At 52.9% G+C, this 13,602-nt stretch carries 13 protein-coding genes and 1 pseudogene; 3 read left to right on the plus strand and 11 right to left on the minus strand.

Features of this window, described 5'->3' with window-relative positions; all coding sequences use genetic code 11:
• Positions 1 to 86: 86 nt before the first annotated feature.
• From NNL38_RS09455 to NNL38_RS09465, 3 genes are read right to left on the minus strand one after another with little or no spacing between them, the layout of a single operon-like run.
• Complete coding sequence (locus tag NNL38_RS09455; RefSeq protein WP_255387801.1) at positions 87 to 509, minus strand: DUF1801 domain-containing protein; 423 nt, start codon at positions 507 to 509, stop codon at positions 87 to 89.
• Between the two features lie 58 nt (positions 510 to 567).
• Positions 568 to 1,056, minus strand: coding sequence for a GNAT family N-acetyltransferase (locus tag NNL38_RS09460; RefSeq protein WP_255387802.1), 489 nt, complete (start codon positions 1,054 to 1,056; stop codon positions 568 to 570).
• Positions 1,040 to 1,381: a GFA family protein gene (locus tag NNL38_RS09465; protein WP_255387803.1), complete on the minus strand. Its 342-nt coding sequence runs from the start codon at positions 1,379 to 1,381 to the stop codon at positions 1,040 to 1,042. The genes NNL38_RS09460 and NNL38_RS09465 overlap by 17 nt, the downstream gene beginning before the upstream one ends.
• A gap of 181 nt (positions 1,382 to 1,562) precedes the next feature.
• Between NNL38_RS09465 and NNL38_RS09470 the strand changes: the two genes are divergently transcribed.
• Positions 1,563 to 2,870, plus strand: a complete 1,308-nt coding sequence (locus NNL38_RS09470) for a YjiH family protein (protein WP_255387804.1) — start codon at positions 1,563 to 1,565, stop codon at positions 2,868 to 2,870.
• 339 nt (positions 2,871 to 3,209) lie between these two features.
• Here NNL38_RS09470 and cydB read toward each other — a convergent pair whose 3' ends face one another.
• Together cydB and NNL38_RS09480 are read right to left on the minus strand one after the other, a co-directional pair.
• Positions 3,210 to 4,208: a cytochrome d ubiquinol oxidase subunit II gene (cydB, locus tag NNL38_RS09475; RefSeq protein ID WP_255387805.1), complete on the minus strand. Its 999-nt coding sequence runs from the start codon at positions 4,206 to 4,208 to the stop codon at positions 3,210 to 3,212.
• Between the two features lie 8 nt (positions 4,209 to 4,216).
• Entirely contained in the window at positions 4,217 to 5,584 is a 1,368-nt protein-coding gene (locus NNL38_RS09480) for a cytochrome ubiquinol oxidase subunit I (RefSeq protein WP_255387806.1), read from the minus strand.
• A gap of 280 nt (positions 5,585 to 5,864) precedes the next feature.
• Here NNL38_RS09480 and NNL38_RS09485 point away from each other — a divergent pair, with 280 nt between their 5' ends.
• Together NNL38_RS09485 and NNL38_RS09490 are read left to right on the plus strand one after the other, a co-directional pair.
• Positions 5,865 to 6,278 carry a RidA family protein gene (locus NNL38_RS09485; protein WP_255387807.1) on the plus strand — a complete coding sequence of 138 codons (414 nt, stop codon included), beginning with the start codon at positions 5,865 to 5,867 and terminating at the stop codon, positions 6,276 to 6,278.
• 687 nt (positions 6,279 to 6,965) lie between these two features.
• On the plus strand, positions 6,966 to 7,454 hold the full coding sequence (locus tag NNL38_RS09490; protein ID WP_255387808.1) for a L,D-transpeptidase family protein: 489 nt from the start codon (positions 6,966 to 6,968) through the stop codon (positions 7,452 to 7,454).
• 153 nt (positions 7,455 to 7,607) lie between these two features.
• Here the strand turns inward: NNL38_RS09490 and NNL38_RS09495 are convergent.
• The 6 genes and pseudogenes from NNL38_RS09495 to NNL38_RS09520 form a co-directional block, all read right to left on the minus strand.
• Positions 7,608 to 7,991, minus strand: a pseudogene (locus tag NNL38_RS09495) (cache domain-containing protein); the annotation flags it as partial.
• A gap of 122 nt (positions 7,992 to 8,113) precedes the next feature.
• Complete coding sequence (locus NNL38_RS09500) at positions 8,114 to 9,454, minus strand: TRAP transporter large permease (protein WP_255387809.1); 1,341 nt, start codon at positions 9,452 to 9,454, stop codon at positions 8,114 to 8,116.
• 24 nt (positions 9,455 to 9,478) lie between these two features.
• On the minus strand, positions 9,479 to 10,042 hold the full coding sequence (locus tag NNL38_RS09505) for a TRAP transporter small permease (RefSeq protein WP_255387810.1): 564 nt from the start codon (positions 10,040 to 10,042) through the stop codon (positions 9,479 to 9,481).
• Between the two features lie 74 nt (positions 10,043 to 10,116).
• Positions 10,117 to 11,115 (minus strand): TRAP transporter substrate-binding protein, encoded by a 999-nt coding sequence (locus tag NNL38_RS09510; RefSeq protein WP_255390609.1) that lies wholly within the window; start codon positions 11,113 to 11,115, stop codon positions 10,117 to 10,119.
• 200 nt (positions 11,116 to 11,315) lie between these two features.
• Positions 11,316 to 12,788, minus strand: a complete 1,473-nt coding sequence (locus NNL38_RS09515; RefSeq protein WP_255387811.1) for an NAD(P)/FAD-dependent oxidoreductase — start codon at positions 12,786 to 12,788, stop codon at positions 11,316 to 11,318.
• A 35-nt stretch (positions 12,789 to 12,823) separates the two neighbouring features.
• Positions 12,824 to 13,246 carry a nuclear transport factor 2 family protein gene (locus NNL38_RS09520; protein WP_255387812.1) on the minus strand — a complete coding sequence of 141 codons (423 nt, stop codon included), beginning with the start codon at positions 13,244 to 13,246 and terminating at the stop codon, positions 12,824 to 12,826.
• Positions 13,247 to 13,602: the final 356 nt, after the last annotated feature.

The following is a 13,602-nucleotide window of genomic DNA, read 5'->3' on the forward strand; positions in this document are numbered from 1 at the left end:
ATCAACATCGCTAATATACCACAGCGCACATAGCCACCATTAAGCATCCAGTATTATATTTTCGAGGTTAACAGCAAGAACAGGAATCAATCGATATTTAATGGGGATGCCCCCAAAAGCGGCTGGTGCTTGATCTTGTGGTAAGTCATCGCCAGCTGAAGACAATGCTTGAGCACGGGCTCAGGCAGCGGCTCAGCGACATTGAGTACAATCGCCCGGTTTCCCTGAAACACCAACGCTTCACCGTACAGCTCCCGAAAAGTATCCACCAGCTTGGTTTGGCAGTTAAAGAAGAGGTAATAGTGGTGCGGCGTTTTCAGTTTCCAGTCGATACGCACAGGGCTCCCAGCAGTGACGGTATAACTCGGCTCTCCCCACTTGAGCGTTTCCTCAACTTCCCCCAACGCATATTCCTCAGCGATTTGATAAATCAGCGACCGTAAATTATCGAGTAAAGGTTGAACGGCTGCCGGATAATCGTTGAATCGGATTTGTACTGCCTTGTCCATGGCGTGTCTCCAGTAAAAATTCATTTTCACGATTTAAAATAACCTCCCCGCCAGTCATCTACCAGCTCATTTCCAGCACTTCCACTGGCTGGCCATTCACCTGAGCCACAAATTCATCCACCACTTTAAACTGATACTTCAGATACAGGCCGAGTGCCGGGCGATTGGACTTGACGATATTTAACGTCAGTGCCCGGCCTTGAGACAAAGTCATGACATGCGCTAATAAAGCACGCCCCAGCCCCAACCGGCGACATTCGGGATGAACGTATAACCAGCCAATCTCTTGATTGGATACCGTGATAAAGCCAGCGATGCTTTTGTGCATCTCCATGACATAAACATCGGAGTTCGTGAACTGCGCCAAGCGCATCGGATCATCCGTCAGAGCACGAGTTTTTATTTTCACCGCTTCATGGGCGAACTCATCAGGTTTACACAGTGCGTAGATATGCTGGATATCGGAAAAGTCATCCGCAGCATATGTTCGAATGATGAAATCATGCTTAGTCAATGCTTCAAACCCACACTTAATAGCTGGCCCCATCGATTTTCCGCACCGGGATGGTGCTGAGCAATTCCGGCTCTGCCATTTGCATGTTGATAGCAAATATATCGGCATCACATTCCGGCGTGGTGACATAGTGGGTGATACAGCCGCACAACCGACAACGGTGGAACTCGACTTCTTTATCGCCCCAGATGTAATGGACCGATTTTTCCTGTTTAAACTCTACCGTGACCTCCTGCGGCGTGTAATAAGCCCAGGACGCCGCATAACGGCGACAAATCGAGCAATTACACTGCGCAACCTCATCCGGCACAGATGCAGCCGAGATCTGAACATTTCCGCAATGGCAATTCACATTCATTTGCAATCATCCCTTTGCTAAACAATCTATACAAATAAAGCCAATTGCCTAATGTACCACCCTTTAAAACGCAGGGATAAGTGCTTTTTTAGTCACACCGATCACATAAACAAAACAGATTGATAACAAGATTGCGTTTTTGTATATACATTTCTATCAGTAAACTATGGAGGGACGACTGATGGAAAATTCCAAATCTGTAACACAGGGACAAGGGCTGCACTACTTCCGGCTATTCGGACTCAGTGCACTGGGTGTATTTATCTTTTTTATTCCGATCAGCTTCAACGGCAAAACCAGTATTCCGCTGGATCATCTGGTCAGTCTGCTCAAAAGCGGGCTCGGCAGCGGGACCAGTTGGTACGCGATGGCGATGATCCTTGCAGGCGCCATTTATCCACTGATCACCAAATCCTGGCGTCAAAGTACCACGGATACTGTCTTTCTGGGCCTGAAATGGCTCGGGGTGGTCGCCGGAATTTTTGCCATCACCGGCACCGGACCGGCGGCGCTGCAATCTCCGGATATGCTACCGTTCTTGTTCAACAAGCTGGTGATCTCCGTGGGCCTGATCGTACCCATCGGCTCCGTTTTCCTGGCGTTTCTGGTCAGCTACGGCTTGCTGGAGGCCATCGGGATCCTGGTCCAGAAGCTGATGCAACCTATTTGGCGCACGCCGGGCCGCTCAGCCATTGATGCCGTGGCATCCTTTGTCGGCAGCTATTCGATTGGTCTGCTGATCACCAACCGGGTGTATACCGCCGGGCAGTACTCTGCGCGGGAAGCGGCCATTATTGCGACCGGTTTCTCGACCGTCTCCGCGACCTTTATGATTATCGTGGCGAAGACGCTGGGTCTGATGGACATCTGGAATGTTTATTTCTGGGCGACGCTGCTGATCACCTTTATCGTCACCGCAATCACTGTGCGGATCCCACCACTCTCGACCATGGATAATCACGCGCAGCACCGTGAGCCGGAATGCGAGCCGGGCAACCGAATCAAAACCGCGCTGGAGACCGGTTTGACCGTGGCCGAAAAGGCGCCAAGCCTGAGCAAAAGTATTCTCGAGAACTTCAAAGATGGCCTGATCATGACCATCAGTATCCTGCCGTCCATCATGTCAGTCGGCCTGATCGGGCTGCTGGTTGCCAAATACACCCCGGTGTTTGACTGGCTGGGGATGGTGTTTTATCCGATAACGATGATTTGGGGACTGGAAGATGGCATGGCTTTGGCGCGTGCCAGCGCCGCCGGCCTGGCTGAAATGTTCCTTCCTGCGCTGCTGATGACCGAAGCCAGCGATATCGCCCGCTTTGCCGCCGGTGTCGTCTGTGTCTCATCAGTGCTGTTTTTCTCGGCCTCGATCCCGTGCATCCTGGCAACCCGGATCCCACTGACGGTAGCGAAACTGGTGATCATCTGGCTGATCCGAACCATGCTGAGCCTATTCCTAGCGATCCCGACGGCCATGCTCCTGCTTGGCTAAGCCACGGCTTGAACAAGAAACGAGTCAGAACGACACACTGACTTAGCGTAGAAACATCAATGGAGGCCGCGGCCTCCATTCTTTTGGCTTTCATCGCTTAATGGCAGTTGGTGACCACTTGCCAAAGCCACTGTAGCCCAGTCCCGGACGGCTTAATCCACGCCACCAAATCTAAGGCAACTTAATCCAAAGCAACTGAGTCTCAGACAGCAACTTCCCAAGCATCTACATCCCGGGCAACGCCCAGCGGATCAACATCGCCATCAGCAGCAAGGCCACGACTCCGCCGGCCCACAGGGCCAGAAACCACAGCCAGCGTTTGAGGCACGGATTAAGCATTTAATGATACCCCTCCCCTTCTTTGAGCCGACCGCGGAACACCCAATAAGAATAAGCGGTATAGGCGATGATCAACGGCAGCAGGAACACGGTTCCGGTTAACAGGAACTTCAGGCTGGTATCCGGCGCCGCAGCTTCTGCATACGTCAGGCTATGCGGCACAATGTAAGGATAGGTACTGACCCCAAACCCCAGCGAAGCGAGGAAAAACAGCCCCAGGCTCGCCAGATAGGCCTTCACCGGTTTATGCTCGATCAGATCTTTGAACAGCAAATAAACCAGGTAGCCAGAGCCAGCCGGGATCAGTAAAAACAGCAAAGCTTGCGGAAACGAGAACCACCGCGCTGCGATTTCATGATTGGAGATCGGCAGCCAGAGGCTGAGGATCGCCACCATCACCACCATGATCAGTGCGCAGCGCTTGGCCGTCACGTAATAACGGCGATGATAAGGCTTTGGCAACTTGATCAACAGCCAGCAGGCACCTAACAAGGTGTAGGCGGCAACCGTCACCAATCCGCAAAACACAGTAAACGGCGTAAACCAGTCAAACCAGCCGCCGCTGTACTGCCGATCCACCACGGCGATCCCTTGCAACAAAGTCCCCAACATCATCCCCTGGGTAAACGTGGCAATCAGCGAACCGATGAAAAAGGAGCTGTCCCACAGGAATTGGCCGCGATGGGTACGAAAGCGATACTCAAATGCCACACCACGGAAGATCAGTCCCAGTAGCATCATGATCAAGGGCGCATACAGCGCCGGCATCACCACGGAATAGGCCAGTGGAAAGACGGCAAACAAGCCGCCACCACCCAGCACCAGCCAGGTTTCATTGCCATCCCAGACCGGCGCAACACTGTTCATCATCAGATCCCGCTCCTGAACCGACTCACCGCCGAGAAACAAGATCCCGATCCCTAAGTCGAATCCATCCAGCGCAACATAAGCAAACACCGCGATGGCAATCAGCATGTACCAGATCAATGCATAATCCATACGGCCTCCTAGAGATTTGAGTGGGTCGTTGAGGTGACGGTGTCACTATCAAGTGGGCGCTCGTACTTGGTGGGTGATTTGCGCATCAGTCGCAAGAGATAGTAAAAGCCCGCCCCGAACACGGTAAAGTAGACCACCACAAACGCCGCCAGAGACACACTGACCGCAGCGGCATTAACCGGAGAAATCGAATCGGCGGTGCGTAACAATCCATACACAGTGAAAGGCTGGCGACCCACTTCGGTGGTGATCCAGCCACAGAGAATGGCGATAAACCCGGACGGTGCCATCACCACACAGCAGCGGTGAAACCAGTCGGCATGGTACAGCTCTTTTTTCTTGCGCAGCCACAGGCTGACCAGACCAACCGCCAACATCAGAAAGCCGAGGGCTACCATGATGCGAAAACTCCAGAAGACGATCGCCACCGGGGGATGATCTTCCTCAGGGAAGGCATCCAGCCCTTTCACTTCGCCGGTAAAGGAATGGGTCAGGATCAGACTCCCGAGGTACGGAATCGACACCTGATAATCTACGGTCTTATTTGCCTGATCCGGCAGTCCGAACAGGATCAACGGCGCGCCTTCATGGGTCTCGAAATGCCCTTCCATCGCCGCCACTTTTGCCGGCTGATGCGCCAGGGTATTGAGGCCATGCAAGTCGCCGACAATCACCTGGATGGGCGTCACAATCGCTGCCATCCACATCGCCATGGAAAACATGGTTCGCGCCAGATGATTTTTCTGAGAGCGCAATAAATGATAAGCACCGACCCCACCCACCACAAAAGCCGTCGTCAGGAAGGCTGCTAACACCATATGGGTTAACCGGTACGGGAAGGAAGGATTAAAGACGACCGCCCACCAGTCTTCGGGAATAAACTGACCTTGCGTATTCATACCGTATCCGGCTGGTGTCTGCATCCAGCTGTTTGCCGACAGGATCCAGAACGCCGAAAGCAAAGTGCCGATCGCCACAATCACCGTGGCCATAAAGTGCAACCGTCTTCCGACCCGGTTCATCCCGAACAGCATCACACCCAAAAAGCCAGCTTCGAGAAAAAAAGCCGTGAAGACTTCGTATCCCAGTAGCGGCCCGAGCACCGGCCCGGTTTTGTCCGCAAAAACGCTCCAGTTGGTCCCGAACTGATAACTCATCACAATCCCGCTCACGACCCCCATCCCGAAGCTGATGGCAAATATCTTGATCCAGTATTGATAGAGCTCGATATATTTTTGCTGGCCCGTCTTCAGATACAGGCCTTCCAGAACCGCCAGATAACTGGCAAGGCCAATCGTAAACGCCGGAAAAATAATATGAAATGACACCGTGAAGGCAAATTGAAATCTTGCCAGATCGACTGCGAGTTCACCCATTGCTCCCCCTTCTCGCCCGACTCACTTAACCACCGCGAGAGCCAGATCACCCCTTCATGAAACTCTCATGCAGATATGAACAAAGTTAAATTATGGTTCATCTCGCTCCGGGCTGGAGGGTTTTCCGGCACTTTCCAGCCCCCCGCCCCCGTTTCTCAGCACACAGCATCACTTATGCCGCTGAGCTATCAATACCATGGTGATGATTCATTAGACGATCCACCGCAAAAACCACACACTGAAGGCACAGGTTAAGCGATTGAAAAACAAGGAGCGAATGATGAGTAAGAAACAAGCCTTCCATAACCCGCACATGCCGGATTTTCGCAATGCTTTCAGCTGGGGGCTGAAACTGAGTGAGTTTGATGAGATCTTTTTCGTGACCGGCCATGCGGACTGCAATCCGGAATTTATCACTCAGTTCCCGGATGATCCGGTTTCCCAAACCCGGCTGATCCTGGATCAGATTGACAACCTGATCCAGGAAGCCGGATTCAGCCGCGACGACATCATTCGAACCGACTGGACGTTTACCAACGATGTCACCCCTGAACAGTTCAGCGACATCGCGAGTGTCTGGGAAGAGTACCTGGCCGATGTCGCCGTCAAACCGGCTACCGGTACCCTGCGCTATGTCCAGCGACTGGGGATGCCGGACATGATGGTCGAGTACGAAATGATGCTGGCAAGATAGGTTTGAAGGAAAGCACAGCCGGTGCCTGACTTCAATAAACGCCTTCACAAGTCCCCCACATGTCACGCCCCATCGCTCGCAGTCGGCTTTACCGGATAAGCCGACTGCCATTTTTCAACCCTTCGAGTTTGTGAGGACTTTCTTATCCATAACAAACAAAAATATTAACAATAAAATCCCGTCAATCACTCTTGTATAAAACAGCACCAAAATCTTTGTAGATACATTTATCAAAAAACTGAGTTTAAACTCAAGAATGCATAATAAAAAAGACATCATAGACTAAACAATCAAACAATTTAGATGTTTGCTTTGCTATTTTTAATGAAAATTAAAAACCAGCAACGACAACATTTTGACGACAAATAAATGACGCATAAAAATGCAAGTATTGGTGTAAAAAAATACTAATTGCAGATCAAGATGTTGAAATAAAGCCGGTTAAAATGGGACCAATATCACCTGTTTTGCACACTGTTTTAAGTTGATCCCTCATCCGGCATTGATTAAAGTCAGCTTTGTCAGGGCAATGTCAAGACGCTAAAAAATCACTAGTAATCACGGCATCATTTCGGGAGGACAGCATTTACGCTCAGGGATGAATACGCATATTTTGCATCTTAATTTCAAAAAACAAATGCCAGTTCAATTTAAAACAAAACAATTGACTTATATATTAATAAGAAAATGAAAACATTATTAGTTATTTTATTCGCGCTATTTTCAAACAGTGTCCTCGCTTTCAGTGCTCTACCTATCGCCGACCTGGTGTTGGTCAAAAAAGCAGAAAGAAAGCTATTTCTGATTAAAGATAATCAAGTCCTCAAAGAATACCCCATCAGTCTGGGTAAACGACCCGTTGGGCATAAACAATATCAGGGCGATTATCGAACCCCGGAAGGCCTGTATACCATCGATTTTCGTAATCGAAATAGTAAGTTTCACCTGAGCCTACACATTGATTACCCAAACGAGCAAGACAGAGACCGTGCCCGTCAGCAAGGGGTCAACCCGGGTGGCGACATTTTCATCCACGGCCTCCCAAACGGCAAGAATATGCCACTGGTCTACCAGGGCGTTGACTGGACCCGTGGTTGTATTGCAGTCAACAACAAGCAAATCCGGGAAATAGCCAGCTATGTTGTCGACGGTACGCCCATCCGGATCCATCCCTAGCACAACCCTTCACAGCCGGTGCAACCGAACCAACAAGCGCCTTAAACGGACATACTGAATCAGCGTAGCAACCTGCCACGCTGATTGAGTATCAGTTCAACCAGCCTCTGACTCACCGCTTCACTCGGGCAATTCCGCTGGTCATGGCTGACGGTGATATCCGACGGCTACAATCACATCCCCCACTCGCATAAAGAGGGTATGTTTGGGCTCACCCCGGCTGTCGACCGGGCTGGTCCAGTGGTATTCAATGCTCCCTTTTCCTGCTTCAACGGCGGTGGTGATCATCTCACGAAAAAAAGGTTTCCCGTACACATCCACCGTGTCCAGCACCGTTTCGCCGGCCAGCACGGTCGACGACCCGCCGCTGGCCAGAAACTGCCCGTCCACCCGGACCGCATAAACGTACAACTCACGGTCGAAGAATTTCGGATTGGTGTTGAAGTCGGTTACCACCTCTGGCCCATATTTCTCAACATGCTTCACCGCTTTATCCAGCAAGGTCATAGCACGGCGCTCATCTTTAGAAATGATGTGCTCGACGGTGGCCTGATTGGCCCAGACAATCGACGCGAACACCACGGCCAACAACGCCGCCAGACCCAGCACCATTTTCGTCGTCATCTTACGCATGACTTCTTCCTCAAAATGATTGTTCATCAATACCCCACCATGGACGGTAGCCACAACGACAGTTGCGGAAAGAATGCCACCAGGAACACACCAATCACCGAGGCAACGACGAACGGGTGGATCCGGGCGGTAATTTGCTCCACGCTTGAGCCGCCAATCCCTGACGCAACGAAGATGTTCTCACCAAGCGGCGGGGTGGCAAAACCAATCGATAAAGCACACACCACCACCACACCGACATGGGTCGGATCAGCCCCCAGCATATACATGATCGGCAGCAGCACCGGCACGATAATCATGATCGCCGCCAGGGTCTCCATAAACATGCCGACAAACAGCAGCAGCATGATGGTCAGCGCCCAGACCAGGTACATATTCTCAGTCAGGCTGAGCAACGATTCCGCAACCACCACCGGGATCTGCTGCTCAATCAACAACCGACCAAACACGGTTGCAGCAAACAGGATCAGCAATACCCGCCCGGTGATCCAGGTTGTCGTGGTCAGCGACGTGAAAATACTCTTGACCGACAGCTCGCGATGGAGGAAAAAGCCAACAAACAGCGAGTAGAAGATTGCCACAATGGCCGATTCCGTCGGGGTGAACATCCCGCTGTAGATCCCGCCGAGGATCAGAAACGGCGCCAGAATCGACCAGGTTCCCCGCTTCACTGTTGCCTTGATATCTGACACCGACCAGGTTTCAGTCAGTCCTTTGTAACCGCGTTTTTTCGCGATCAGATAGTTGGTCAGGATCAGGGTAGAAGCCATCAGCAGCCCCGGGATCACCCCGGCAACAAACAGTTTCGGGATCGACAGCGAAGCAAACTGGCCGTGCTGCGCGACCGCTTCCGGCGGCGGCATCAGGCCCATGGCTGAGATGCCGAATATCACAATCGGGATCGACGGCGGAATAATAATCCCCAGCCCGCCGGATGCCGCGGTTACTGCCGACGCATAGCTGCGTTCATAGTCCCGCTTGACCATCGCCGGGACCATCAGCATTCCCACCGCCGCAGTCGTTGCCGGCCCGGAGCCGGAAATTGCACCGAAAAACAGACAGGCGAACACGGTTGCGGCGCCAAGTCCGCCGGTGACCGGCCCGGCCAGGCTTTCTGCAATATCCACCAGCCGTTTCGAAATCCCGGCTGCCTCCATCAGCGCCCCCGCCAGCACAAACGCCGGCAGGGCCATCAGCGGAAAGTTACCAACCGAGGTAAACGCAATTTGCACCAACGCAATCGGGTTCTTGTCCAGGATCAGATAAGCCGCCATGGATGCCCCGGCCAGCGAGACAGTGATCGGCGCGCCTAAAATCAGCATCAGCAGAAAGCCGCCAAACAAAATCAGGGTTAAGTAATCTTCCATGATAATTTCCTCCTCCTTGGCCCGTTACTGCGCCGCCGCTTGGCGGCTCGCATGCTGCTGGCGCTGTTGCAGTTTTTTCAGCTGCAGGGTTTCCGGATCACTGGCCTCTTTGCCCAGGAACAGGCGCTCGTAGTTGTTCCACAGGATCCGGATGGTCATCAGGGAAAAGGCAATCGGCAGGATCAAATAGAAATACTTCATCGGGATCCCGGTCGTCTGTGACTTCCAGAACAGGTTCATTTTATTAAAAACAAAGTCATAGCTGAGATAGACAAAATAAAGATTGAACGCCACCCAAATCATGTCGGCGGACACTTCACAAACCGTGCGCACCACCGGCGGAAAGAACTTAAAGTGAAAGCTGACCCGGTTATGGGCCGACATCTTGGCCGCAACCACGGCGCCCAGATAGGCGAACCAGACAAACATATAGGTTGCGACTTCATCGCCCCAGGGGATCGAGTATTGAAACAACTGACGAACCAGGATCTGAGTAAACAGCAGCAGAACAAACGCCGCCAGCAGTAAACAGCAGGTGTATTCTTCAATGTTATTCAGGTGCTTGCGCACTGTGTGCATTGCAGACATATGGCCTCCGGAATAGACAACCGGCTGCCCGCCCGGTGTTACATCAGCGGCGGGCAGCACAGACAGCGGTTGGATTAGCGCCCCAACACAGCCAACGCGGTATCGAGTTTTTCTTTGCCGCCGATGCTGGCATAGAATTTCGGCCAGACCGTCTCGGTCACTTTCTCAATCCAGGCCTGCTCGCCGTTGGCCGGATCGGTAAAGACCATCCCCTTGGCCGCCAGCTCATCGCGGATTTTCTGCTCGGTCGTCTGGAGGTAGTTAAAGCTGTATTCGGTCGCTTCTTTGCCAGCCGCCAGGATGGTTTGCTGCATCTGCGGCGATTGTGATTGGAAAATTGATTCACTGACAATCAACGGCTCCAGCGAGAAGATGTAGCGAATATTGGTCACGTACTTCTGGACTTCGTTGAATTTCATCGCATGAATGGTGATATACGGATTGTCCTGGCCGTCGACCACGCCCTGTTGCAATCCAGTGAAGGTTTCAGACCAGGCCATCGGTGTCGGGTTCACGCCCCAGGCCTGATAGGCTGAGATCATGATTTCATTGCGCGGCACACGGATCACCAAGCCTTTGAGATCCTCGGGAGATTTAACCGGACGTTTGGAGTTGGTCAACACCCGGAACCCGGAATAGGCCCAGCCGATAATGCGCACCCCGGCATCCCGGATAGTATTTTCCACCAGCTCCTGACCAATCTCGCCCTGGGTCAGCAACTTGGCTTCATCTGCGCTCTGAATCACATAAGGCATGGTGAGCAGACCGACACTGGGTGAAAACGGCGTCACGTTATTAATCGCCAGCACAGAAAAGTCCAGCAGGCCAATCGCTGCATTGTTGACCGTATCCTGCTCATTGCCGAGTTGCCCGTTGGGGAACAGATCCACCGTCATCTTGCCGTTGGTTTTCTTATCCAGCAGTTCGGCAAACTTACTCCCCATCTCCCACTGGGTCCCGCCGGCAGCATCCCCCAGCGCCATCTTGAAGTTCTTGGCCAGCGCTGCAGGCGCAGCAACAGCCAGGCTGACTGCCGTAAAAATTGGTAGAAGCTTATTTTTATTGAACATCATCATCTTACCCTTTCGTCAATGTCGCACAGTCAATGCGCAATCCATTCAATGACCGAGGTACAACCGGATGCCAAAGTTGGTGACCAACCGTGCTGATCCCACTCCCTTGCGCCCCACCCTTTCAGCCATGTCCCTGTTGTTCGAATTAGTGGTGGTCGGTCTCCGCTTGTGATGGCGCTGACCGACCGCGATGGAGCGGTTTACAACACTTCGTCTTTGAGGTGATACCAGCGATAAAGGAACCGTTGCCCGAACCGGCGGAACGGCGCGAAGGCTTCCGATTCCACCATTTCCCGGAGATTCGGGAACGGCAGTTTCGACTGGAAGATCGGTAAATCAAGCTGCTGGGTATCCCCGGCAATCCACTGGGCGAGTCGCTTGCCCGCTTGTGCCGAGTACATCACCCCGTTGCCACCGTAACCCAAGGCGTAGTAGATCGACTCGCTGGCATTGGGCTGGTAGATGCGCGGCATCATGTCATGGCTGACATCAACCCACCCCCACCAGGAATAGTCGACCTGGATCCCATCCAGCGCCGGGAATTTGCGCACCAAATCGGCCTTGAGCATGGCTTCGTATTTCTGCTCCGGCGCCGCCCGGCCGGTGATCGCACTGCGGGTGCCGATCTGGACCCGGTTGTCCGGCAACAAGCGGTAGTAATGACGCAAGACCCGGGTATCGGTGATCACCTGATGGGTGTGGAACTGACAGGCTGCCAGCTCCGCTTCGGTCAGCGGCCTGGTCACCATGGAGTTTGACAGAATTGGCAGCATGCGGTTTTTCAGCTCACGATGCAGCCCCTGCGAGGTATAGCCACCGGTGGCAACCCCAACGGCGCGGGCTTTGACCACGCCACCCGGCGTTTGGAGGTAGTGAACCCCGTTCTTGGTTTCCCAGCCCGTCACCGGACTGGCCGGATGCACCGTTGCGCCTAGGGCGCGGGCCTTCTTGAGATAGCCAAAGGCCAGCTTACCGGCATGGATCCCAATGCCTTCCGGCTCATGCATCGCCCCGCAGGCTTCCTGATCGCCGACAAACTGGTTCTTCACCGTCTCGGCATCGAGGATCTGGGCGTCATAGTGAAAGGTGTCGCGCAGCAGCTTGGCTTCTTTTTCCAGCGCCGGCATGACCCGCTCCCGGTGAGCAACGTACAGATGACCACCGGGCTGCGGCTCACAGTCAATATCCTTGATAAGCTCCTTGAACGTCGCCATGCCCTCCAGGCACTCTTCATGCATTTTCAGCGCGGTATCCAGTCCCCAGCGTTCAATCCATTGCGAGCGCTTCAAACGCCCGGAAGCACACTGGGCCTGCCCACCGTTCCGGGTACTGCAACCCCAGCTGGCCCGGTTGGCTTCCAGCACCGTCGCTTTGATGCCATATTTTTCCGCCAGGAAAATCGCCGCCGTCAGGCCGGTAAATCCGGAGCCGATAATCGCCACATCGACATCCACATCGCAGCTGATCGGCCCGTCATCGGCAGGCGGCTCTCCCGCCGTTCCGACCCAGTAGGTCGGCGCATATTCAGCGCCCTGACCCGGCGTGGCCTGCACCAGCGGATCGTAAGCCGGATCGTACGAAGAACACGCTTGCGTTGCCCGCTGTTGGGCGCCCGCTGAGGCTGATGCAGGTCGGACGACATCCTGTTGTTTTTCTTCCGCCAGTACACTCATGCTCAAACTCCTTGTGTGAAACCCGATCCCTGAATTTAGCGATTCTCGCCGGTTACCTGCGCCGGACGATCCTTGCGGAAAGCGTTTTTCACCTGGATTTTTCCGTCCTTCAGCGTGAACACATCCACCATCCGCGCTTCAATGCGACTGCCGTCTGGCTTGGTCGCGCAAAAGGTCGACTCACTGACTGCCCGATTGCCGCAGACAAAATGCTCACCGTTGAGCCAGGCTGCATCAGGAAATGTTTTCCAGACCTGCTGGAAACTCTCCCGCACCGCATCACGTCCGGTAAACGAACTCCCCTGCAAACCAGGACCGGCCGCGGTATGGAAAGTGCAGTCATCGGTCATAAAAGTCATCAGCGCGTCTATATCATGATTGTTCCACGCCTCGCTGAACGCCTGTAAAAAAGCGACGCTGACTTCATCTCTGACCATTTCATCCATTTGTGCGCTCATTATTCTTCCCTTCTCAATTAACAGGTTACATAATAGTTTTCGGCCTTAAGCCCATACCTGACAGCGATAACAACCGGACTGAAAGCTGACATCTTTGCCCCTCATCCCTCAAGGGAATACAGCGAGGTGCAATCATTCACTGCGAAGACGATTTCCGGTTAATGGTTCATCCGGCACTCATTCGGAGTGAAAGTAAAACAGAACAACTCATTAACAAAAATTTAACTTAAAATTAGTCTCGGGTTTGGGTTCCGTCAACCTGGTTCAATGAATTTCGAGACAAATAATTCCAAAAAGTGACATGTGATTAAAAAGTTCGATTTTTCCTTGAGTTAACCCCTTCTTTGCACGGCACC

Origin of the sequence: Photobacterium atrarenae, from assembly GCF_024380015.1 — a bacterium.
Lineage (GTDB): Bacteria > Pseudomonadota > Gammaproteobacteria > Enterobacterales > Vibrionaceae > Photobacterium > Photobacterium atrarenae.